Source organism: Asanoa sp. NPDC049573 (genome assembly GCF_040676615.1).
Lineage (GTDB): Bacteria > Actinomycetota > Actinomycetes > Mycobacteriales > Micromonosporaceae > Asanoa.
Genome location: NZ_JBFAPI010000009.1, coordinates 154,447 through 177,385 on the forward strand (window position 1 = coordinate 154,447; position 22,939 = coordinate 177,385).

The 22,939-nt window shown below is 72.4% G+C and carries 19 protein-coding genes; 7 read left to right on the plus strand and 12 right to left on the minus strand.

Going from position 1 to position 22,939, the window contains the following annotated elements; all coding sequences use genetic code 11:
- Positions 1–8: 8 nt before the first annotated feature.
- From AB0J74_RS21455 to AB0J74_RS21475, 5 genes are all read right to left on the minus strand, one after another.
- Positions 9–698, minus strand: coding sequence for a hypothetical protein (locus tag AB0J74_RS21455; RefSeq protein WP_363450469.1), 690 nt, complete (start codon positions 696–698; stop codon positions 9–11).
- Complete coding sequence (locus tag AB0J74_RS21460; protein WP_363450471.1) at positions 695–3,322, minus strand: FtsK/SpoIIIE domain-containing protein; 2,628 nt, start codon at positions 3,320–3,322, stop codon at positions 695–697. The genes AB0J74_RS21455 and AB0J74_RS21460 overlap by 4 nt, the downstream gene beginning before the upstream one ends.
- A gap of 1 nt (position 3,323) precedes the next feature.
- Positions 3,324–4,022, minus strand: a complete 699-nt coding sequence (locus AB0J74_RS21465; protein ID WP_363450473.1) for a hypothetical protein — start codon at positions 4,020–4,022, stop codon at positions 3,324–3,326.
- Positions 4,019–4,279 (minus strand): hypothetical protein, encoded by a 261-nt coding sequence (locus AB0J74_RS21470; protein ID WP_360145653.1) that lies wholly within the window; start codon positions 4,277–4,279, stop codon positions 4,019–4,021. The genes AB0J74_RS21465 and AB0J74_RS21470 overlap by 4 nt, the downstream gene beginning before the upstream one ends.
- A gap of 68 nt (positions 4,280–4,347) precedes the next feature.
- Complete coding sequence (locus tag AB0J74_RS21475; protein WP_363450475.1) at positions 4,348–4,941, minus strand: DUF4126 domain-containing protein; 594 nt, start codon at positions 4,939–4,941, stop codon at positions 4,348–4,350.
- 44 nt (positions 4,942–4,985) lie between these two features.
- Here AB0J74_RS21475 and nucS point away from each other — a divergent pair, with 44 nt between their 5' ends.
- Both nucS and AB0J74_RS21485 read left to right on the plus strand, forming a co-directional pair.
- A complete protein-coding gene (gene nucS / locus AB0J74_RS21480; RefSeq protein WP_363450477.1) occupies positions 4,986–5,645 on the plus strand; it encodes an endonuclease NucS in 660 nt (219 codons plus the stop codon).
- A gap of 26 nt (positions 5,646–5,671) precedes the next feature.
- On the plus strand, positions 5,672–6,691 hold the full coding sequence (locus tag AB0J74_RS21485) for a hypothetical protein (RefSeq protein WP_363450479.1): 1,020 nt from the start codon (positions 5,672–5,674) through the stop codon (positions 6,689–6,691).
- Here AB0J74_RS21485 and AB0J74_RS21490 read toward each other — a convergent pair.
- The gene (locus AB0J74_RS21490) at positions 6,688–8,196 is read right to left on the minus strand and encodes an aldehyde dehydrogenase family protein (protein ID WP_363450481.1); all 1,509 of its coding nucleotides are present in this window, start codon (positions 8,194–8,196) and stop codon (positions 6,688–6,690) included. The two genes, AB0J74_RS21485 and AB0J74_RS21490, sit on opposite strands and share 4 nt — an antisense overlap.
- Positions 8,197–8,319: 123 nt before the next feature.
- Between AB0J74_RS21490 and AB0J74_RS21495 the strand changes: the two genes are divergently transcribed.
- The 4 genes from AB0J74_RS21495 (at position 8,320) to AB0J74_RS21510 (ending at position 12,593) form a co-directional block, all read left to right on the plus strand.
- Positions 8,320–9,369, plus strand: a complete 1,050-nt coding sequence (locus tag AB0J74_RS21495; protein ID WP_363450483.1) for an alpha/beta fold hydrolase — start codon at positions 8,320–8,322, stop codon at positions 9,367–9,369.
- A complete protein-coding gene (locus AB0J74_RS21500) occupies positions 9,366–10,238 on the plus strand; it encodes an alpha/beta hydrolase (RefSeq protein WP_363450485.1) in 873 nt (290 codons plus the stop codon). Before AB0J74_RS21495 ends, AB0J74_RS21500 begins: the two co-directional genes overlap by 4 nt.
- Positions 10,239–10,307: 69 nt before the next feature.
- On the plus strand, positions 10,308–12,089 hold the full coding sequence (locus AB0J74_RS21505) for a 3-hydroxybutyryl-CoA dehydrogenase (protein WP_363450487.1): 1,782 nt from the start codon (positions 10,308–10,310) through the stop codon (positions 12,087–12,089).
- Positions 12,090–12,266: 177 nt separating this feature from the next.
- The gene (locus AB0J74_RS21510) at positions 12,267–12,593 is read left to right on the plus strand and encodes a hypothetical protein (RefSeq protein WP_363450489.1); all 327 of its coding nucleotides are present in this window, start codon (positions 12,267–12,269) and stop codon (positions 12,591–12,593) included.
- On the opposite strand, the gene AB0J74_RS21515 is transcribed toward AB0J74_RS21510, so the two are convergent.
- The 6 genes from AB0J74_RS21515 to AB0J74_RS21540 form a co-directional block, all read right to left on the minus strand.
- Positions 12,584–13,402, minus strand: coding sequence for a serine hydrolase domain-containing protein (locus AB0J74_RS21515; protein WP_363450491.1), 819 nt, complete (start codon positions 13,400–13,402; stop codon positions 12,584–12,586). The two genes, AB0J74_RS21510 and AB0J74_RS21515, sit on opposite strands and share 10 nt — an antisense overlap.
- Positions 13,403–13,528: 126 nt before the next feature.
- A complete protein-coding gene (locus AB0J74_RS21520) occupies positions 13,529–14,368 on the minus strand; it encodes a glycosyltransferase (RefSeq protein WP_363450493.1) in 840 nt (279 codons plus the stop codon).
- Positions 14,365–15,207 carry a glycosyltransferase gene (locus AB0J74_RS21525; protein WP_363450495.1) on the minus strand — a complete coding sequence of 281 codons (843 nt, stop codon included), beginning with the start codon at positions 15,205–15,207 and terminating at the stop codon, positions 14,365–14,367. Before AB0J74_RS21525 ends, AB0J74_RS21520 begins: the two co-directional genes overlap by 4 nt.
- 9 nt (positions 15,208–15,216) lie before the next feature.
- The gene (locus tag AB0J74_RS21530; RefSeq protein ID WP_363450497.1) at positions 15,217–16,554 is read right to left on the minus strand and encodes an O-antigen ligase family protein; all 1,338 of its coding nucleotides are present in this window, start codon (positions 16,552–16,554) and stop codon (positions 15,217–15,219) included.
- Between the two features lie 2 nt (positions 16,555–16,556).
- On the minus strand, positions 16,557–17,486 hold the full coding sequence (locus AB0J74_RS21535; RefSeq protein ID WP_363450499.1) for a hypothetical protein: 930 nt from the start codon (positions 17,484–17,486) through the stop codon (positions 16,557–16,559).
- A gap of 48 nt (positions 17,487–17,534) precedes the next feature.
- Positions 17,535–18,806: a glycosyltransferase family 4 protein gene (locus tag AB0J74_RS21540; protein ID WP_363450502.1), complete on the minus strand. Its 1,272-nt coding sequence runs from the start codon at positions 18,804–18,806 to the stop codon at positions 17,535–17,537.
- A 356-nt stretch (positions 18,807–19,162) separates the two neighbouring features.
- Between AB0J74_RS21540 and AB0J74_RS21545 the strand changes: the two genes are divergently transcribed.
- Positions 19,163–22,840 carry a PQQ-dependent sugar dehydrogenase gene (locus AB0J74_RS21545; protein WP_363450504.1) on the plus strand — a complete coding sequence of 1,226 codons (3,678 nt, stop codon included), beginning with the start codon at positions 19,163–19,165 and terminating at the stop codon, positions 22,838–22,840.
- The last annotated feature ends 99 nt before the right edge of the window (positions 22,841–22,939 follow it).

A 22,939-nucleotide genomic window follows, 5' to 3' on the forward strand; every position in this document is an offset into this window, starting at 1 on the left:
GGCAAGGGTCACGCAAGCGTGATGATGACCGCGCACCAGGCGAACAGACCGCCCAGCACGGTAAGGGCTACCGCTCCCGTGTCGAGGCGGGCCGCCCAGCGGCGGCGGGCCCAACCCGCGGCGACGGGGATCCCTGCGAACGGGGAAGCGAAGTAGGCCAGGCCGCCGACCAGGCGTAGGAAGCCGACGCCGGGTGGGTCGAGGTTCGCCAGGGCCAGCAGGGCGCTCGCCGCCAGCGCCGTGATCGCGCTTGTGGCGGCGCCGAGCAGGGGGAGGAGCGGGGGGACCAGCACGGGGAGTTTTCCGCTCAGGCCGATACCGATGCGCGGTGGACCGCCGTGGATCTGGTGCGCGACGCGCGCGAGGACGGCAGTGCTGGCGTCGTCGTCGACGTCCAGCGCCGGCTGGGCGGTGGCCGGCGCCGGTTCAGGGACCGTGCCGGGTCGGTGGCCTGGCCAGGCCCGGGTGCGTTGCAGGTCGGACCAGAGGCGTTCGGCCTCGCGGTCGACCTCGACCACCGCGGACGCGGCGGCGGCCGCTCGGCGGTCAGACTCCTCCGCTTCCTTCTCCGCGCGGCGGAGTTCGGCCGCCGCGGCGGCCATGCCCTCGTGGTAGGCCCGTTCGGCAGCCGCCAGGGCGGTGGCCCGGCGGGTCACCGTGCCGGCCAGGTCCGCCATCAGGGCGCGGTAGTCGGTCACCGTGGGTCATCCAGGAACTCGGCGTCCACTCGACCGCCGCCGCGGCTCTGTGCCGGCAGGGCGGTCGGGCCCGCGGCGAGGCGGTCGGCGGGGATCTCGTAGGGAACGATCACCTGCGGGGCGCGGTCGGTGCCGCGGTCGAAGAAGAGGGCTCGGCGTTCGCGGGGATACCAGGCGGGGCCGCCCGGTTGGGGAGCCAGCGACGACAGGTCAGGGCCGTGTACGTCGAGAGCCACCCAGCCGCCGATCGGGTCCGTCCGGGCGCCGGGGCCGCCGAGGTCGTCACGGAGCCGGGCCACCGTGCGCCACCAGCCGACCAGGTGGATGCCGTGCTCCGGGCCGCGGCTCAGCACGGCCCTGAGGTCGATGCCGGGTGGGCGGGCGTCCCAGGCGAACCCGACCACCACGTGCGGCCCGCTGCCGGGGGCCCGCTCGTCGAGCGCGGCATCAAGCTCCGCCAGAAGATCGGCCACGGTGGAGCGGTCGAAGAAACGCGCTCCGGGCAGCGCCGCACAGAGGGTGCTCGCGTCCGCGAGCGCGCTGTCGTCAAGGCACACCACGCTCAACCGCGGTGCGGATGGTCGGACCGCGTCGGGGGCCAGAGACAACGCCGCCGCCGTCAGGATGGCGCAGGCGTCGGCGGTGCGGGTGCCCAGGACGGCCAGGTTGCGGCCGGGGACGCGGGTCAGTGCGAACACCGCCGGCCGCGCACCCACGTCGATCGTTTCGCCCAGCAGCGCGACCGGCTCCGGGCCCGCGGGCGGCGACACCGGCAGCGACGGCACGGCATCGCCGTCGAAGAGGCGGGGGGACGCAGCGTCGGGCCGGCGTCGCTGCCACAGCTCTGTCTGGAGAGTGCGCCACAGGGAGCGGTCGCTGGCGTCCGGGATGCGGACCACCTGGTTGGCGGGTGTCACGCCGGAGTCGGCGTTCACCACCGCGGTGTGGCGCGGGATCGTCTCGGCCGCCAGGTTGGTCTCGGCCAGGATGCGGCGGGCCTTCGGCAGCGCCACGCGCAGGGTGAACTGGGCCACCAGGCCGGCCCGGCCCCACAGCGCCTCGATGCCGGACACGTCCTGCGATGCCAGCACCAGGTGGATGCCCTGGGAGCGGCCGCGGCGGGCCAAATCTTCGAGCAGTGCCACCGACTCCGTCGTCACCGCGTCGCGGCCGGTCAGCAGGACCTGGAACTCGTCGATCACGGCGACGATGCGGGGCCACCGCGAACCAGGGTCCTCGGCGCGCAGCTCCGACAGCTTGGTCGCGTCGAAGCGCTTCGCCGCGGCCGCGCGGCGGCGTAACTCGGAGGCCAGGTGCCGCAAGAGGGCCAGGCCGAACTCGCGGTCGTTGTTTATGTTGACGCCGACCAGGCGTACGTGCGGCAGCCAACTCGGATCGCGCGGGCTCGGTGCGAATCGCGCGAACGACACGCCCTCCTTGAAATCCAGCAGATACAGCGCCAGCTCGTCGGGGGAGTAGCGGGCGCACAGGGCGCCCAGCCAGGCGTAGATGAGGTTGGTCTTGCCCGAGCCCGACGGGCCGCCGATGAGAGCGTGGGGCGGGTCGTCACCCAACGAGAGCGACACCGGCGACGACGAACCGAGCAGCGTGCCCACCGGTGCCGACACACCGGACGTGGCCGCGGCCGTCCAGCGCGCCGCGGGCAGCAGATCAGCGAAAGACGGTGCCGGCGGGCCGGACACGGCAGCGGCCGCGATGTCACGGCAGGACGCGGCGATCGACGAGACCGGCGGCGCCGGATCCAGCGTGATCGGCAGGTCGGCCACCGCGGGACACCGGGCGACTCCCGCGGCGACCGTGACCGGACAGGCCACCGACGAAGACACCGGCAGGCCGCGACCCACCACGTGGATCCCGCAGGGCGGCCCCAGCCGCAGCACCCGGTCGAGCTGCGCCCGCACCGCCGGGGTCAGCTCCGCCTCCGTCGCCGCGTCAGCCAGCAGGACCACGACCTGCCACGGTGCCGGCCGCGGCGACAGCGAGGAAACCGAGGTGTGACCGGCGGCCAGCACCAGCGCGTTGAGGCGCTGAATCTCCGCGACCAGATCGTCCATCATGGACGCCAGCGAGCCGGGCCCGACGAACCGCACCAGTGACGCGGCACCCAGCGGCGCGAACCCGGAGAGGGTGCCGCCCAGCCGCTCCGGGTCGTAGACGGTCAACCGCACCGATCCCGGCGCGGCGGCCGACAGCACCCGCACCAGCACCGAGCGCACCACGTCGTCGACGGCCGACGGCGGGCCGGTGAACCACAGATGCCCACGGTCGAGCAGCGGCACCAGCGCCGGCAGGACCACGTCGCAGCCGGGCGCGGTCACCGTGCCGAGCCGGACCAGGGTGTGGTCGGGCGAGAACGACGCGAGCGATGCGGCCAACCGGCGGGCCGACGCGACGAACGAGGCCTCGATCGACCGCCGGGCCTGCTCCCGCTGCGCGCCCAACCCGTTGACGCACGCCAGATGCGCTTCCCGTACCGCACGCAGCACAGCATGCGCCGCCGCCCGCCGGGACTCCGCCGCCGCCGACGCCGCCCGGGCCTGACCGCGCGCCAGCGCCAGCGACTCGCGTACCTCGGCCACCAAGCGCGACCGCGCGCCGCCCACCTCAGGACCGCCCCGTCTGCCCGAACACCACCGAGACCAGCACCACCCCGACCGCCGCGACGTCGGCGGCATGGGCGCGGACCGATGGCGCCGGCAGCCGCAACGCCCGGCACACGAGCGCCGAACCGGCCGCCGCCGGCAGCCCGGGCAGCAACGCCGCCAACCGGTCGGCGGCACCCCGGCGGACCAGCTCGGGTGAGACGACCCCCAGCATCCCGGCGGCCCGTGCGCCCAGCGCCCACCCCACCGCCGGCGGCGCCGAAACCAACGCCTGCCGCAGCGCGACGGCCGAACCGCCCGCTGCCGCGCGCACCGCCGCGGCCAACACCGCGTCGACCGACAGGGAACCGACGACGGCCGGCCGCGCCGCACCCACCTGCCCGGTCAACACGTCGACCCGATCCGCCCACGGGCACGATCCCGACACGACCACCGCGGCCGCATCGGACACCAGCCCGACCGACGCCAGGTAGCGGTCCAACTCGTCGCCGGCCCGCCACAACGCCCCGGCCGCCGCGTCCAGATGCGACGTCGCCGAGGCCAGCAGGGGCGCCGCCGTGGAGGCCGCCGACGACTCCAGCGTCGCGGCCAGCAACGCGGTCGCCGACGACAGCCGGCCGCGAGCCACCGACACCTCCGCCATCGGCAGGCCGGTGCGCACCGTCTCCACCCGGGACGCCAGCGCGTGCAGCAGGCTCACAGCGCCGCGGCGTAGGTCTGTGCCTGCTCCATCGCGCCCAGCGTCGCGGTCATGCAGTCGTCGAGTTCCGTGGCCGCCTGTGCGAGCGCCGACCGGGCCGCCGCCACCGACTCGTGCGCGCTGCCGTCGACCGCCGCCGCGAGGCTGGCCCGCGCGGCGTCGAGCTTGTCGTTGGCGGCCCGTACGGCCTCCTGGCCCTCCTGGACATGCGCCATCGCGACGTCGATAGCGGCCTTGACCTCGGCAACGCTCGCCACGGTTCCCCCTCACCTGGCCGATGACGCTACGTTATCGCCGGAATGCGAGAGGTGAGCGCGACGCGCCGTCACACCGCGGCGCGCCGCCGTTTGCGGGCTCCCCGCCGCCGCAGTGCCCAGACGAACAGCGCGACCAGTCCGACCAGGAACACCACGATCAGCACCGGGAGCAGCAGCGCGACCACCGACATCACGACGCTCGCGAGGTCTTCCAGCGTGCTGGCCACCGGCGCACCGAAGCCCGCCGTGCCAACGTTGATCACCGGCCGCGCGGTCGCCTTGACGGCGTGCACACCCAGCGCGAGCAGCACTCCGACAGCGACCGGCACCCACTGGTGTGACCCGAAGAAGCTGCCCGGGTCGGCAACCGTCGTGGAAGAGGAGGTGCCCGCGCCGAACGCGAGACCACCCGCGGTCGGGCGGACCAGCGTCTGCACCACGTCGTTGGCCGAGTCGAGCACCGGCACCTTGTCGGCGACGACCTCGATCGCGAGCAGCACGGCGAGGATCAGCATCACCCAGCCGTTGCCGAGCCAACCCCAGCCAGCCGGCAACTGCACGACGTCGGTGAAGCGGGACAGCACCCCGATGGCGAGCAGCGGGATGTAGGCGTTGAGGCCGGCCGAGGTCGCGAGGCCCGCGCCGGTGAGGGCTTCCAGCACGACCTCAGCATGGCACCACCGCACCACCCGCATAGGGTGGTGCGGTGCGTCTCGTCATCGCCCGCTGCTCCGTCGACTACGTCGGGCGGCTCTCGGCCCACCTGCCCCCGGCCACAAGGCTGCTGATGGTCAAGGCCGACGGCTCCGTCTCGGTGCATGCCGACGACCGGGCCTACAAGCCGCTCAACTGGATGAGCCCGCCGTGCCGGATCAAAGAGGAGCCCGGGGTCTGGCGGGTGGTCAACAAGGCCGGCGAGGAACTGCGGATCACCCTCGAGGAGATCTTCCAGGACACGTCGTACGAGTTGGGCGTCGACCCGGGCCTCGTCAAGGACGGCGTCGAAGCGCACCTGCAGGAGTTGCTGGCCGCCAACCCGACCACGTTCGGCGAGGGCTACACGCTGGTCCGCCGCGAATACATGACCGCGATCGGCCCGGTCGACCTGCTCTGCCGTGACGCGGGCGGCAAGAGCGTGGCCGTCGAGGTGAAGCGGCGCGGCGAGATCGACGGCGTCGAGCAGCTCACCCGCTACCTCGAACTGATGAACCGCGACCCGCTGCTCGCACCGGTCGCCGGCATCTTCGCCGCACAGGAGATCAAACCGCAGGCCCGGGTTCTCGCGGAAGACCGCGGCATCCGCTGCGTGGTCGTCGACTACGACAAGCTGCGCGGCATCGAGCGCGACGAACTGACATTGTTCTGATCCAGGCCCGGTGCCAGGCTGTACGCGTGGACGACGTCGAGTTCGCAGACGTACACCAGGCTGGTCGTGATCTTCAAGCCGCGATAGCGGCAGGCCAGGGGTACGCCGAAGCCGAGGAGCGGCTGGTCGCGGCGATCGAGAGTGGACTGGGCCGAGCGGAAACCCGGCGCGCGGCGGTGCCCGACGACCCGGAGGCCGTGCTCGCGACGGTCGCCGGCCAACTCCGGCTCAGCGAGGTCGCCCTCGCGGCGAGCGGCGCCACCCGGGCGCCGCAACCCCTCGACACCGCCCTGGCCGGCCTGCGCCGCACCGCCCCGGAACCACCGCACCGGGCCACGCCCGAACGGGTCGCCTCGCACGACCTCGTCGAAGCCGTCGCGGCCCTGCGCACCAGACTCGCCGCCACCCTCGACGCGATCGCCACCGGCACCGCCGACGTCGTCGCCGGCCCGCTGAAGAACATCGCCGGCAAGGCGCCGGCCCAGTGGAAGGAAGCCTGGGAGAAGGTCAGCAAGCAACTCTTCCTCGACAACATCGGCGGCCGCCTGGTCCGCCTCGGGCTGCGCGCGCTGTCGGCCGCCTTCGGCGCGCTACACCGGCTGGTCGACGCGGCCTGGCTGGAAACGGCCCGCGACCGGCTGGTCGCGCTGGCCGACCGGGCCGGCGAGACCGGCGCGGGCGCGGCGATGCTCGGTGGGGTGATCGGCGCCGAACGGGCTCGGGTCGAGGCCGACGGCCTGCTCGCGGCGACCGGGCTCGACCTCGGGAGGCTCGACGGCGGCACCGAGGCGCTCGCGGCGCTGGCCGACCGCTTTGACAGCGTGATCAGCAAGCTGGCGATCGCCCAGGCCGCGGTCGGCGGCATCCTCGTGGTGCAGGGCCACCTGGGCCTGGCCGTGCCCTGGTTGCCGTTGGCCCTGCTCGGCGCCGAGTTGCTGGTCGGCGCGGTCGCGGTGGCGCTGGCGATCGACTACGTCGACACCACCGTCAACGTCGGGCGGGTCCGCGGCGCCCGGCTGATCATCCAGGACGCCACCCGAAGCTAGCGGCGCGGCCGGCCGTAGAACATCTTGATCGCCTTGGTGATCCGGGCGACCTGCGCCGGGGTGCGTTCGAAGGTCGTCGACTTGAGTGCCGACGGCCCGCGCCGGGTGGTGATCGCCTTGGCGCGGGAGAACTCGCGCAGCCCGTCGTCGCCGTGGGTGCGGCCGAAGCCGGAGTCGCCGACGCCGCCGAACGGCAGTGACGACATGCCGATGAAGGTGATCACCGAGTTGACCGAGGCCATGCCGGTGCGTAGCCGCCGGGCCGCCGCGACCGCGCGTCGCTTGCCGAACACCGCGGCTCCGAGCCCGTAGCTGGTGGCGTTGGTGAGCCGGACGGCCTCGTCGAGGTCGGCGACCTTGGTGATGGTCAGCGTCGGGCCGAACGTCTCCTCGCGCACGGCCGCCGACTCTTCCGGCACGTCGACCAGGATCGTGGGCCGCACGTAGGGTGGCTCGACCGCTTCGCGGCCACCCAGCACCGCCCGACCGCCGCGGGTCAGCGCGTCGTCGATGTGCCGGCGGATCACGTCGATCTGCTTGGGCATGGTGATCGGGCCGATGTCGTAGCCCTCGCCGTAGCCGACCTTGAGCGCCGACGCCCGGCGCACCACCTCGTCGACGAACGCGTCGTAGACCGGCGCGACCGCGTAGACCCGCTCGATCGCCAGGCAGGTCTGGCCAGCGTTGGTCAGCGCGCCCCACACGCACGCTTCGGCCGCGGCGGCGATGTCGGCGTCGTCGTCGACGATCAGCGCGTCCTTGCCACCGGCCTCGATCAGCACCGGGGTGAGCGTCTCGGCGCAGGTGGCCATCACCTTCTTACCCGTGGCGGTCGAACCGGTGAAGGCGACCTTGTCGACGCCCGCGTGGCAGAGCGCGGCGCCGACCTCGCCCATGCCCTGCACGACCTGGAAGACGGGTTGCTCGGGCACGATCTCGGCGAACGTGTCGGCCAGCCACTGGCCGACGGCCGGGGTGTATTCGCTGGGCTTGAGCACGACCGTGTTGCCGGCCGCGAGCGCGTAGGCGACCGAGCCGAGCGGGGTGACCACCGGGTAGTTCCACGGCCCGATCACGCCGACCACGCCCATCGGCTGGTATTCGAGGTGCGCCGAGAACTCGGCGAGGGTCAGCCGGCCGCGCACCCGGCGCGGGCCGAGCACCCGCTTGGCGTTGCGGGCGGCCCAGTCGATGTGGTCGATGGCGGCCGCGGTCTCCACGATGGCCTCGGCGACCGGCTTGCCGCCCTCGCGGCTGACCAGGGCGGCGACCTCTTCGACGCGCTGGGCGAGCAGCGCCCGCCAGCGCAGCAGCCGGGCCTTGCGGCCGGCGTGGCCGAGCCCGACCCACCACTGCGCCGCGTCGCGGGCCCGGGCCACGGCGCGCGCCACGTCGTCGGCGTCGGCGACCGGGAACCGGCCCACCTCTTCGCCGGTGGCCGGGTTGGTGGAGACCAGCGCGCCGTCTTCGACGACCGGCACGCCGGCAGCCCGAGTAGCCGTCATGCGGCGAAGCCTACCCGTGCGGGTTACCCACGGGTAGGCACAGATCGAGCACAGCGAACGCCGCCGCGTTATGTGGGCGGCCCACACAGCGGGCCCGGAAGGACGGCGGCAGGATGTGGTGCCATGGAACAGGTGCGCGTGCACGCCCGCGGAATCGAGCAGAACGTTCTCGTGTCCGGCCCGGCCGACGGCCCGCCGGTGCTGATGATCCATGGCAACTGTTCCTCGGCCGACTTCTGGCGCCCGCTGCTCGGCCACCTGCCGCCCAACCTGCGGATCGTGGCGCCCGACCTGCGCGGTTACGGCGCGACCGACGCGGCGCCCGTCGACGCCACCCGCGGCCTGCGCGACTTCGCCGACGACGTGGCCGCCCTGCTGGAGCGCCCCGAGTTGTTCCCGGCCGGCGCCAGGCCCCTGGTGGTCGCGCACTCGATGGGCTGCGGCGTGGCCATGCAACTGCTGGTCGACCGGCCCGACCGGATCAACGCCCTGCTGCTGGAGGCGCCGCTGTCGCCCTACGGCTTCGGCGGCACCCGCGACCTGGTCGGCACGCCCACGACCGACGACTTCGCGGGCACCGGCGCGGGCACGGCCAACCCCGACTTCGTCGCCCGCCTGCGGGCCAAGGACCGTGGCGGCGACGAGCCGACCAGCCCGCGCAGCGTCATGCGGACGGCCTACGTCGCCGATCCGGCCTCGCTCGGCGCCGACGAGGAACTGTTGCTCGACACCGTGCTGTCGACGGCCATCGGCGACGACAACTACCCGGGCACCTCGGTGACCAGCCCGCACTGGCCCGGCGTGGGGCCCGGCGACCGGGGCGTGCTCAACACCATGGCGCCCAACAACTTCCGGATCGCCGACGCGCTGGTCGCCGTCACCCCCAAACCGCACATCACGTGGGTACGCGGCGACCGCGACGCGATCGTCTCGGACACCTCGTTCTTCGACCTGTCCTACCTCGGCTCGATCGGCGTGGTGCCGGGCTGGCCGGGCGCGGAGGCCAGCCCGCCGCAGCCGATGGTCGGACAGACCCGGGCGGTGTTCGACCGCTACGCGCAGGCCGGCGGCGCCTACCGCGAGGTGGTCTACGCCGGATGTGGGCACTCGCCGCACATCGAGCGGCCCGCCGAGTTCGTGGCCGAACTGCTCGACCTGGTGGGCGCCGCGTGACGGGCTACCGGACGCAGACCGTCCCGGTCGACGGGGGCGAACTGACCGTCGGGGTGTGGGGCGACGAGGGTCCGCTGGTGGTCGCCGCGCACGGGATCACCTCGCACCACCTGGCCTGGGCGCTGGTCGGTGCCGACCTGGCCGCCGACCACCGGTTCGTCGCGCCCGACCTGCGCGGCCGGGGACACAGCCGCGACCTGCCGGGGCCCTACGGGATGGCCCGGCACGCCGAGGACCTGGCCGCGGTCATCCAGGCGTACGGCGGCACGGCAACAGTGGTCGGCCACTCGATGGGCGGCTGGGCGGTCGTGGAACTGGCCCGGGCGTACCCGATGCTGGTCGATCGGTTGGTCCTGGTCGACGGCGGCCCGGCGCTGCCGCCGCTGCCGGGTGTGCCGGCCGAGCCGACCGAGGAGGAGATCACCGCTGTCGTCGCGGAGACGATCGGTCAGGCCTACCGGCGGCTGACGCTGACCTTCCCGGACCACGAGGCCTACCGGGCGACCTGGCGGGCCCACCCGTCGTTCGCCGACTGGACCGAGACCGCGGCCGCCTATGCCGACTACGACCTGGTCGAGGTCGAGGGTGGCTGGCGGCCGGCCTGCCGGGTGGAGGCGGCCCTGGCGGACGCCCGCGACCTCTACGCCTGGCGCCCGGTCGCCCCGGCGCCGCTGCCGGTGCCGGCCGTCTTCCTGCGGGCCGAGCGCGGCATGTTCGACCAGCCGGAAGGGATGATCGCGCCCGGCGCCGCCACCCGGGCCTTCCCGGGCATCGCGGAGACCGACGTGACCGGCACCAACCACTACACGATCGTGCTGGGCGCCAAGGGTGCGGCCGAGGTCGCGGGCGCGGTGCGACGGTTGTCCTGACCAGCGCTCCGGCTCCCGCGCGACATGACAGACTGGCCCTGACCTGATGGATCGTTAGGGGAGCGCTGCGTGTCGCGGGAGATCAACACCGTCGGAGTGGTCGGGCTCGGCACGATGGGTGCCGGGATCGTCGAGGTCTTCGCCCGCAGCGGCATCGACGTGGTCGCGGTCGAGATCACCGATGCGGCGCTGGAGCGGGGCCAGGCCACCATGGTCGGCTCGATCGACCGCGCGGTGGCCAAGGGCAAGCTGACCGCCGCCGAGCGCGACGAGATCTTCGCCCGGATCGGGTTCGCCGTCGGCCTGGCCGCGCTGCACGACGTCGACCTGGTCATCGAGGCGGTGCCCGAGCAACTCGCGCTGAAGCAGGCGATCTTCGCCGAGCTCGACCGGGTCTGCAAGCCCGACGCGATCCTGGCCACCAACACCTCGTCGCTGTCGGTCACCGAGATCTCGGTCGCCACGACCCGGCCCAACGCGGTCATCGGCGTGCACTTCTTCAACCCGGCGCCGGTGATGAAGCTGGTCGAGATCGTCCGCACGGTCGTCACCGCGCCCGACGTGGTCGCCGATGTGGAGGCGCTCTGCGCCCGGCTCGGCAAGGTCGACGTGACGATCAACGACCGGGCCGGCTTCATCGCCAACGCGCTGCTGTTCGGCTATCTCAACCAGGCCGTCTCGATGCTCGAGGCGCACTACGCGACCCGGGAAGACATCGACGCGGCGATGCGGCTCGGCTGCGGGCTGCCGATGGGCCCGCTCGCGCTGATGGACCTGATCGGGATCGACACGGCGTACGAGATCCTCGACACGATGTATCGCCGGGGTGGCCGCGACCGCCGGCACGCGCCGGTGCCGCTGATCAAGCAGATGGTCACGGCCGGGCTGCTCGGCCGCAAGACCGGGCGGGGCTTCTACACCTACGAGGGGCCGGGCTCGCCCAAGGTGGTCCCGGACGAGCTGACCGCGCCCCCGGCGGCCGAGGCGTTGGAAGATGGCCGCGCGATCGAGACGATCGGCGTGGTCGGCTCGGGCGTGATGGCGCCGGGGATCATCGAGGTGGTGGCCCGGGCCGGGTTCGACGTGGTCTCGGTCACCCGCGGCGCGGAGAAATCGGCGGTGGTCGCCGGCGCGGTCGAGGCGTCGCTGGCCAAGGCGGTGGCCCGGGGCAAGCTCAGCGAGGCCGACCAGGCCGCGGCGCTGGCCCGGATCACCTGGTCGAGCCGGCTCGACGACCTCGACGACGTCGACCTGGTGATCGAGTCGGTGGTCGAGGAGATCTCGGTCAAGAAGGCCGTCTTCGCCGCGCTCGACGAGATCTGCAAGCCGGGTGTCGTGCTGGCCACCACCACCTCGTCGCTGCCGGTGATCGAGATCGCGATGGCGACCCAGCGCCCGGCCGACGTGATCGGCCTGCACCTGTTCAACCCGGCGCCGGTGATGAAGCTGGTCGAGATCGTGCGCACCATCCGCACCTCGCCGGAGACCACCGCGGCGGCCGCGGCTCTGGTCGAGGCCCTGGGCAAGACCGGGGTGCACTGCGCCGACCGGTCCGGCTTCATCGTCAACGCGCTGCTGTTCCCGTACCTCAACGACGCGGTCCGGATGCTCGAGGCGTCCTACGCGACCGCCGACGACATCGACCACGCGATGAAGCTCGGCTGCGGCTACCCGATGGGCCCGTTCGAGCTGCTCGACACCGTCGGCCTCGACGTGGCGCTGGCCATCCAGCGCGAGCTCTACCTGGAGCTGCGCGAGCCCGGCTTCGCGCCCGCACCGCTGCTGGAGCACCTGGTCACCGCGGGCTACGTGGGCCGCAAGGCAGGTCGTGGCTTCCGCGACCACACGTAGGGGCTGTCTCGGTGTGGCGACCGGGCTGCGGCGGACCCAGACGCCGGCTGGACCCACGGCGGTCGCGGTCGGATACAACACCGGTATCCGGCCGCGCCCGCCGCGGCCCCAGCCGACGTCTGGGCCTCGCTTCGCTCCGGCCTCCACACCGAGACAGCCCCTCACTAACCTTGAGGTGTGAGTCCGCGTCGCAACCGACCCAAGCCCGATGACGGGCGGCCGCTCGACGACGAGGCGCTGCGGCGCGGTGTCGGGTCGGTCGAGGGCGACCGGCACGGCGACTGGATGGTGCGGTTGGTGCCGGGTGGGGCCAGCGCGAAGGTCTACCGTTGCCCGGGCTGCGACCAGGAGATCCGGCCGGGCACGGCACACGTGGTGGTCTGGCCGGCCGACGAGCGCGGCGACCTGACCGACCGCCGGCACTGGCACAGCGGCTGCTGGCGGGCCCGCGACCGGCGGGCACCCGGCGTGCTGCGGTCGCGCAGCGCCCCGCGCTACGGCTGAGCGAACTCCGCGAGCACCGCGTCGGAGAGGGCCGGCCAGAGGGGGATGGCCCAGTCGCCGAAGTCACGGTCGGTGAGGCAGGCGCAGGCCAGGCCGGCGACGGGGTCGACCCAGAGGAACGTGCCCGTCTGTCCGAAGTGTCCGAAGGTGGCGGGTGAGTTGGCGCTGCCGGTCCAGTGCGGGCTCTTGGTGGACCGGATCTCGAAGCCCAGGCCCCAGTCGTTGGGGTCCTGCCGGCCATAGCCGGGCAGCACGCCGGACAGGCCGGGGAACGCGACCTTCGCCGCCTCCCGGGTCAGCGCCGGTGCGATCGTCGGGTCGAGCAGTTCGCGGGCCAGCGTCGCGAGGTCGCCGATCGGGCCGGTCACCTTCGACGCCGGCGAGCCGTCGAGCACCGTGCTCGGCATGTCGATCTGGTCCAGCACCAGGTCGATCATCAGGTCGGCGAAGCTGCCCTCGGCCCGCTCGGCGACGAACTCGCCCAGCACCTCGAAGCCGCGGTTGGAGTAGATCCGGCGCTGGCCCGGCCGGCCCATCACCCGGTCGTCGCCGAGGTTGAGGCCGGAGGCGTGTGCCAGCAGGTGGCGCACCGTCGAGCCGGGCGGCCCGGCCGGGTCGTCGAGCGACACCAGGCCGTCGTCGACGGCGGCCAGCACGGTCAGTGCGGTCAGCGGCTTGGTCACCGACGCCCAGGGCAGGTTGGTGTCGGGCCCGGTACGGGCAACGATCCCGTCCTTGTTGACCACGGCGACGGCGACGGTGTCGACCGGCCAGGAGTTGACCAGGGCGAGCGCTTGCGATTCGACCACGCGGCCACGGTAGCCGCCGCGCCGGCGCCAACCGGTCGCGGGCTGACCGGCCGCCCCCGTCCATGGAGCTTTGCAAAGCTTTGCAAAGCTCCATGGACGGAGACCGCGTCTCCGGCCGGCGTCCGGTCAGGCGCGGGTCGACTCGTCTCGGGCCCAGGCGGCCCCGGCGGGGGTGCGTCGGGCGCGGCGCTCGGCCAGCAGCGTCAGCGTGGCGTAGCAGGCGCCGGCCGGCCACAGCCAGGGCCGCGGCAGCACGACGTCGACCAGCCAGGACGCCTTGCGCGACGGGCGGACCGCGACCGCGGCACCGGCGGCCGCGGCCGCCTCGCGGAGCGAGGTGTTGGCGCCGCGCACCCGGCCGAGCCGGCGGAGCAGGTCTTCGGTGCGGGTCGGGGTGGCCACCACCGACGGGACCTCGCCGACCTCACGCTTCTCGCTCGGCGTGAACAGGGCGTCGAGGAAGAGGTCGTCGGCGAAGAGGTCGGGAAACTGGTCGAAGCGGGCCCGGGCGTCCTTGGACAGCACGATCGCGCCGCGGCCGAAGAGCGCGTCGCGGAATGCCGGCAGCCGGCCGTTCACCGCGAAGTAGGCGCGGACCAGCAATGGCCGGCCGGCCGTGTCGAGCACCCGACGCGGTGCCGCGGCGATCACGCCGGAGGGGCCGGACACCGCCGCGGCCAGCGCGCGCGCCCCGGCGGCGTCGAGGGTGATGTCGGCGTCGAGGTAGATCCGCGGGAAGCTGGTGGCCGCCGCGTCGCCCGCGTTGAGGGCGGCCGGCTTCGAGGCCTTCGCGACCTCGATCACCCGTACGCCGGGAACCGCCCGGGCCACCGCGGCGGTGTCGTCGGTGCAGCCGTTGGCCGCGACCACCACGTCGAACTCGCCCGGCTCGGCGCCCGCGAGCAGGTGGCGCAGGGTGCGCCCGATGACCGTCGCCTCGTTGTGGGCGGCGACCACGACGCTCACCACGTCGCCCGCCCGGTGATCACGCGGCGGACCCGCTTCGACAGCGACCTGCCGCGTTTGCGCCAGCCGGAGTAGTCGCGCAGGTCGAGCGAGGCGGCCTGGACGACGTACGCCGATCGGCGCATCTGCTCGGTCCACTCGGCGACCGTGCGGACGCCGGTCTTCTGCGCGGACAGCGGCCGGCGGGCCATGAACTCCTCGTCGGTGTGGTAGATCGTGCGCGGGCTGCGCGGGTCGTCGAGATGGTCTTCGGGCAGGAACGGGTAGATCCAGCCGTTGACGAAGCCGAGCCGGGCCGCCTTGAGGCACCAACTGGTGAACGAGTCGTCGTCGGCCAGCGGGCCGGTGCGCTCGACCATCGCGCGCTTGAGCAGATAGCCGCTGCCCTGCACCCAGTGGTTGCGCATGAGCTGGTGCCCGCCGGCATAGCTGGCCAGCTTGCGGTCGACCAGGTCCTGGCGCACGTCGGAGTCGGGGAACCGCCAGGTGCCGATCACCCCGAACTCGGGCACGTCGTCGTGTGCCCGGCGGAGCACGTCGAGCCAGGACTTGTCGGGCAGGCAGTCGTCGTCGACCTTGCTCAGGTAGGCGCCGGTCGACTCGGCCCAGAGCCAGTTGGTCGGCTCGCGCAGCCCGGCGTTGGTCGGGCTGTGGTGGAAGCGGTGCACCCGCGGGTCGTGCCGGAACTCCTCGACCGCGGCCAGCGTCGCCGCGTCGGTCCCGTTGTGCCAGAGCCAGACCCGGGCGTCGTCGGTGCAGGTGTCGAGCAGGTGGGGGAGCGACAGCCGGACGTACTCCGGTCGGTCGTACGTGATCATCAGGATGTCGATGCCGCTCAAGTCACTCCCTCAGTTGAGCCGCTGGGCCCGGGTGAGCCGCCACATCGCGCCGGCCAGGCCGAGCAGCAGGTGCATCGTGAACAGGTAGGTGGAGAAGAAGAGCGCGTCGAAGGTGAACGCGGTCACCGCCATCACGCCGATCGCGACGGCGAGCACCGCGGCCAGGTCGCGGTCGCTGTCGGTCTTGGCGAAGCGGCGGACCCGCGCGGCGACGACGATGCCGGTCGCGAACAGCGCGGCCAGGCCGATGACGCCGACGATGCCGGTGGTCACCAGCGTGCCCAGCCACTGGTTGTCGAGCAGTTGGTAGAGCGAGGGCAGCCAGGTGCCCACGCCGCGGCCGAACCAGGGGCGTTCCTTGATGAACGGCGCGACGTATTCGTAGTCTTCCAGCCGGCCCTGCACGCTCGGGTCGCTCTCGCCGGCGAACAGCAGGGCCTTGAGCGCGCCGAGCAGGCCGGGCTTGCCGACCTGGATGATCGCGGTCAGGAAGACGCCGGCCACCAGCACGTTGAACGTGGTGCGCAACGGCCAGACCAGGATCAGCAGCAGGATCGCGGCCGCCAGGGCGAGGACGCCGGTGCGCGACAGCGAGATCGGGATGACGCTGGCGACGATCATCGCGATGCCGGCGAAGATCTGCCGCTCGCGCCGGGTCGCCGCGAACCGGGCGTAGTGGATCGCGATCACCAGCGCGACCACCATCAGCACGCTGAACTCGATGTAGTGCCCGGCGGTGCCGGCCACCCGGACCAGGCCGCCGCCGCCCCGGTCGTCGAAACCGACGAGGTCGCGTTGGAACTGCAGGATCGGCGGCAGCTTCAGATAGCCGGTGAAGTCCTGCCGGAACGCGAACTGGGTCAACGCGAACAGCGCCATCACCACGGAGCCGTAGCAGAGCCAGCGCAGCACCGTGTCGATCCGCTCGCGGGTGAGCACGCCGTCGCAGGCGGCCAGCATGATGCCGCCGGCGGCGAACGCCAGCAGCACCGTGCGGTCGGCCTGGTTGGCCTCCAGCGGGTCGAGGCCGCGGGTCTGGCCGGCGATGTAGGACGTGGCCAGGGTGACGAAGTAGAACGCCAGCGCCCAGCGCATCGGCTGTTGGCCGCGGGTCACCAGAGCCGGGTGGAAGCGGGTCAGCCCCCACCAGACGAACAGCAGCAACCCGACCACGACGCCGGGCCGGCCCAGCGTGGTGAGCGGGGGGAAGATCAGCCGCGCCGGGAAGAAGTACATCGCGAAGATGGTCAGGCTGATCCACGCGGTGGCGTCGCGGAACTCGATGACGCTGGGCGTAACGCCGTCGTAGACGGTCGCGGTGCGGCGAGCGGAGAGGTAGGTCTGCACTATTACTGATCGTTGTCGTCAGGCCTGGGCGTCCGCACAGCGGTGAGCAGGATGGTGTCGTCAGTCTCGGGCGCCCGCACGAAATCGGCCGAGACCTGCTGCGGGTTGCCCGCGGCGTGGCCGTTGGCGGTGACCGGGGTGCTGTTGATCCGGATGATCTGGGTGGCGTCGGCCGGCTCTTCGTCGTCGGCCAGGTCGCGCGGCTTGTTGACCGGGCCCATCTGCTTGGCCAGCGGCGGCTGCGGGCGGCGTGGCTCGACGGTGGCCGAGCCGGCGGTGGCGTTGCCGCGCAGCCCGGCGCGGGCGTTGACCTGCTTCGTGAGCTTGCGGCGGGCGATCGCGTCGTAGGCGACGACGGCGGCGGCCATGAAGAGCAGGCCGATGGCGAGCACGACGATCTGGGCACGGAGCACGTTGGACCGCGACGGGGTCACGTTGAGGCCCGCGTCGAGCACCTGGGTGGAGATCTCCTCGCCCGCCTTGGGCTTGTATTTGGCCTGCTGCGCGACGACCTCTTCGCTGATCAGCTTGGTGACGGCCTCGACCGTGGCGAGCGCCTTCGCGCTGGTGTCGCTGGAGATCTCGACGGTCATGATCGAGCTGCGGGTGACCAGCGTGATCTCGTAGGCGCTGTCGCCGCCGGCGGCGACGACCTTCTGCCGGGACTCGCCGGAGGACGCCGAGATCTGCACCGCCTGTGCCATCGCGGTCTCGCCGATGCGCAGCCACGGGTTGCCGGGCGCCGGGGTGGCGCCGTTGGCGGTCGGCGCCTGTGAGGTGGTCGGCGGAACCAGGATGACGGTCGCCGCGGTCTTGTATTCGGGCTGGATCGCGCTGCCGAGAGCAACCGCGGCGGCCAGCGTCACGATGACGACCGGGACCGCGACGTACCACCGCCGGACGACGAGCTTGAGGAGGTCAAGGAGGTCCATGGAAAGGCCCTTTGATCGAATGCGGCGGGAAGGGGCGTCAGGGGGTCGTCAACCGACCGTCTGGTTGGTATCACGCTGGCTCCCCGGTCGGTCGCCTCCCCCCACCGGTGAACCTGATTTGTAACCTTTTCGCGTCTGGCCCAGCAACCTGTCCCACAGTCGGATATAAGACTTGGCCTGGTGGTCCCAGGCCAGCACGTCGACGAAGCGGCGGCGGGCCACCTTGCTCATCTCGGCCCGCGCGGTGCTGTCGCTGAGCAACAGGTCGAGCGCCTTGGCGAGCTCGTCGGGTGTGCCTGTGGGCACGTAGAGCGCCGCGCCTTCGGCGGTGCGGCGGGTCTCCAGCAGGTCGACGGCGACCACCGGGAGCCCGCGGGCGACATATTCCACTGTTTTGGCCATAGTGGACAACTCGGCCATCTTGGTCGGCGGATCCGGCTGGATCGCGATGGTCGCGCTGTTGAGCAGGGCGTCGACCTCGTCGGCCTCGAGCCAGCCGCGGAACTCGACCACGTCGTCGAGATGCCGGGTGGCGGCCAGCTCGCGCAACTCGGGCAGGCACTCGCCGTCGCCGGCGACCACCAGTTTCCAGTCGTGGTTGCCGCGCAGCCCGATCAGCCGCTCGGCGGCGAGCACGGCGGCGTCGACGTGGTCCTGCGGGTTGATCACGCCAAGGTAGACCACGGTGTGCCGGTCGGCCGGCGCGGCCGCGGCGTCGAAGGCGACCTCGGCGACGGCGGGCCCGTTGCGGACCACGACGACCTTGTCGGGGTCGACGCCACCACGGGTGATCGCGAGGTCACGGTAGGACTCGTTGGTCGACACGACGGCGGTGGCCCAGCGCCAGGACATCTTCTCGAACCACTTGAGGATGGCCAGCACGGCCGGTTTGGGGGCGTCTGTCTTGCACTCGTAGAGCTCGGGGCTCAGGTCGTGGTGGTCGAAGACGAACGGCCGGCCGAGCGCACGCATAAGCAGGGCCAGCACCCAGAACACGTCGGGCGGGTTGCAGGCCTGGACCGCGTCGACCCGGGTGCGCAGCATCAGGCCGAGCAGGCGGGTGGTGACCGCACAGAGCGCCCAGGCGAACTCGAAGGCGAACGACAGCACCCCCGCACCGGCCAGCGGTTGGGGGAACGACCGGATGTCGGTCGACCGGCTGCCCGGCAGGCGGGTCAGTCGGTTGGCGCCTCGCGGGCAGATCACCGTGACCCGGTAGCCGGCTTCTTCCAGCGCCAGGCACTCGCGGATGACCCGGCGGTCGCGTTCGACCGGCAGGTTGACCACGACGATGACCACATGCCCCCGCGTTTTGGTCATCTCCACCTCTGGATACTGTGGACAGTTTGTGCGCTCCCTTAAGGGAGGCTTAACCAACACAGGCGACGATGCTCTATCCGAACCACGCGTGGCAAGGGTGACCGATGGACCAACTAGTGTCGACTTCACTACATGGCCATGGCCGATCGGGCGATTGCTCGTCGGAAGACCGGACCATACTTGCTGGCGGGTCGGTCGGCCAAATCCCGGATATGCCACCGGATGGTGCGGGTGCGCCGCAATTGCCGGCAATCAGCCGTCAACAATCGGACACCGCTTCCCCTTGAGCCACTGGCTAGCCTGTGCGCCTGCGACGCAGCGTATGCGTACATGTGAATCTTGGGGGAGGTGGCGCGATGACGCGCCCACGACGTCCGCTGCGGACGGTGCTGGCCATGGTGCTGGTCGCCGGCGGGCTCAGCGCGCTGGCGGGGGCGGAGCCGGCGGCGGCGACCACGCTGCCGAGCGGCTTCCAGGAACAGATCGTGTTCAGCGGGCTCTCGCAGCCCACGAACATAGAGTTCGCCCCCGACGGCCGCGTCTTCGTCGCCGAGAAGGGCGGCCGGATCAAGGTGTTCGACAACCTGGCCGACCCGACCCCCACGGTGTTCGCGGACCTGTCGACCAACGTCTTCAACGTGTGGGACCGCGGCCTGCTCGGCCTTGCGCTGGCGCCCGGTTTCCCGGCCAACCCCTACGTCTACGTGCTCTACAGCTACGACGCGCCGCCCGGGCAGACCGCGCCGTTCTGGAACGACAACTGCGGCGACGCCAACAACGGGCAGTGCGTCGTCCAGGGCCGGCTCTCCCGGCTGCAGGCGGCCGGCGACGTGATGACCGGCAGCGAGCAGGTGCTCATCACCGACTGGTGCCAGCAGTTCCCCAGCCACTCGATCGGCGACCTCAAGTTCGGCGCCGACGGCATGCTCTACGTGAGCGGCGGCGACGGCGCGAGCTTCAGCGCCACCGACTACGGCCAGTTCGGCACGCCGCGCAACCCGTGTGCCGACCCGCCGTCGGCGGTCGGCGGCGCGATGAACCCGCCCACCGCCGAGGGTGGCGCGCTGCGCTCGCAGGACGTGCGCTCGACCGGCGACCCGACCACGCTCGACGGCGCGGTGCTGCGGCTCGACCCGGCCACCGGCGCCGCCGCCGCCGGCAACCCGCTGGCCGCCTCACCCGACGCCAACGCGCGCCGGATCGTCGCGCACGGCCTGCGCAACCCGTTCCGGCTCACCGTGCGGCCGGGCACCAACGAGGTGTGGGCCGGCGACGTCGGCTGGAACGTCTGGGAAGAGATCAACCGCGTGACCAACCCGACCGGCGGCGTCACCAACTTCGGCTGGCCCTGCTACGAGGGCATGGGCGTGATGGGCTCCTACGACGGAGCCAACCTCAACCTCTGCGAGTCGCTCTACAGCGGCGGCGGGCACACCCAGCCCTACTACACCTACAACCACAGCGCCGCCGTCGTGCCGGGCGAGAACTGCGGCAACGGCGGCGACGCCACCAGCGGCCTGGCGTTCTACCCGGCCAGCGGCGGCAACTACCCGGCGGCGTACGCCGGTGCGCTGTTCTTCGCCGACTACTCGCGCAACTGCATCTGGGCGATGAAGCCGACCACACCGGGCGGCCTTCCGTCGACCAGCGCGATCGAGGCGTTCGGGCAGGCCGCGGCCGGGCCGGTCGACCTGCAGATCGGGCCCGGCAACGAGCTCTACTACGTCGACCTGGGCGGCACCGTCCGCCGGATCCGCTACTTCCCGGGCAACCAGCCGCCGGTGGCCGCGTTCAGCGCCACCCCGGTCGCCGGCCAGCCGCTGCGGGTCACCTTCGACGCCAGCGCCTCCTCCGACGCCGACCCGGCCGACCAGGGCCGGCTAACCTACGCCTGGGACTTCACCAACGACGGCTCGACCGACGCGACCGGTGCGACCGCGGCGTTCACCTACCCGGCGGCGGGCAGCTACACGGCGAAGCTGACGGTGACCGACACGCTCGGCGCGACCGACACCCACCTGGTGGCCCTCCAGCCCGGCCACACCGCGCCGGTCGCCGTCATCGACACCCCGGCCGCCGCGACCACCTGGAAGGTCGGTGACACGATCGCGTTCAGCGGCCACGCCACCGATGCCGACCAGGGCGACCTGCCGGCCGGCGGGCTCTCCTGGCGGCTGCGGATGCACCACTGCGAGAGTGTCGGCAACTGCCACGTGCACGAGGTGCAGCAGTGGACCGGCGCGGCCGGCGGCTCGTTCGTCGCGCCGGACCACGAGTATCCGTCCTATCTGGAGCTCGAACTGACCGCGACCGACGCCGACGGGCTGAGCAACACGGCCTCCCGGCAGCTCGACCCGAAGACGGTCGACCTGACGTTCCGCAGCAACCCGGCCGGGCTGCAGCTCAACGTCGGCGCGTTCACCGGCGCGACGCCGTTCACGCGTACCGTGATCCAGGGTTCCACCAACTCGGTCAGCGCGCCTACGCCGCAGAGTTCCGGCGGCAGCGTCAACACGTTCGCGAGCTGGTCCGACGGCGGCGCCAACAGTCACGTCATCACCGCGCCGACCGCGGCCGCCACCTACACCGCGACGTTCACCGGCACGCCCGGCTGCGCCGACAGCTTCGGCTATGTCTGCACCACACAGACCGGCCAGCCGTTCGCCGCGGCCGACGGCGCGGTGCTGCCGCTGACCGGCGACGACGCGGTGGCACCGGTGTCGCTGCCGTTCCCGTTCCGGCTCTACGGTCAGGAATACGGCAACGCCTGGGTCTCCACCAACGGCTTCGTCTCGTTCGCCGACCCGGCGGGCGCGGTGCCGGCCAACGGGCCGCTGCCGTCGACCGGCCCGCCCAACGCCGCCGTCTACCCGTTCTGGGACGACCTGGTGCAGCGGGCCGACTCGACCGTGCGCACCGGCGTCAGCGGCGCGGCGCCCAACCGGAAGTTCACCGTCGAGTGGCGCAACAGCGGCTACTACGGCTCCAACTCCGGTCGCGTCCGGTTCTCGGCCGTGTTCGGCGAAGACGGCTCGATCACCTACCACTACGCCGACCTGTCGACCGCCGGCCGCGAGCAGGGCAACTCGGCCACGGTGGGCATCGAGGACGGCTCCGGGACCGTCGGGCTCGCGTACTCGGTCGAACAGCCGGTGTTGCGCGACGGCACCACGGTGACCTTCTCGCCGCCCGGTGGCACACCGCCGCCGACCTCCGGCACCATCTCCGGTGTGGTCAGCGCCAACGGCAACCCGCTCGGCGGCGCGACCCTGACGCTGTCGCCGGGCGGGCGCACGGCGACCTCGGCCGGCAACGGTTCCTACCAGTTCACCGCCGTGGCACCGGGCGCCTACACCGTCGCGGGCACCGCGCCGGGCGGGTTCACCGGCTCCGCACCGGTCACCGTGACGGCCGGCGGCGCACACACCGTCAACCTCACGCTGACCGGGCCGCCACCGGGTTCGGGCGACTACACCAAGACGACGCAGGCGCGGCCCTACGTGTCGACGGCCGACGGCACGGTGCTGCCGCTGACCGGCGACGACGCGGTCGCACAGATCTCGCTGCCGTTCGGGTTCGAGTTCTACGGCCAGCAGCAGACCACGGCCTGGGTCTCGACCAACGGCGTGCTGTCCTTCGTGAACCCCGGCGGTGCCACGCCGGACAACACGGCGATCCCCGCGACCGGGCTGCCGAACGCGGCGATCTATCCGTACTGGGACGACCTGGTGCAGCGCTCCGGTAGCGCGATCCGCACCAAGGTGGTCGGCTCCGCACCCAACCGCCAGTTCGTCATCGACTGGTTCAACACCGGCATGTACGGCTCGTCGTCGGCGCGGATCTCGGCGCAGGTGGTGCTGGCCGAGAACGGCGAGATCGCCCTCAACTACGCCGACCTGGCGACCACGGCCCGGGAACGGGGCGACTCGGCCACCGTCGGCATCGAAGACGCGGCCGGTCTGGCCGCCGTGCAGCACTCCTTCAACCAGGGTGTGCTGACCAACGGCGAGGCGATCGTGTTCACTCCCAACTGATTCGTCCGGTCCGACCGGGCGGGCAAATAGGCCCGTCCGGTCAACGGGACCGGTCACGAAGCTGACGATTTGATGGCGCCATCCGGATGACCATGAGCA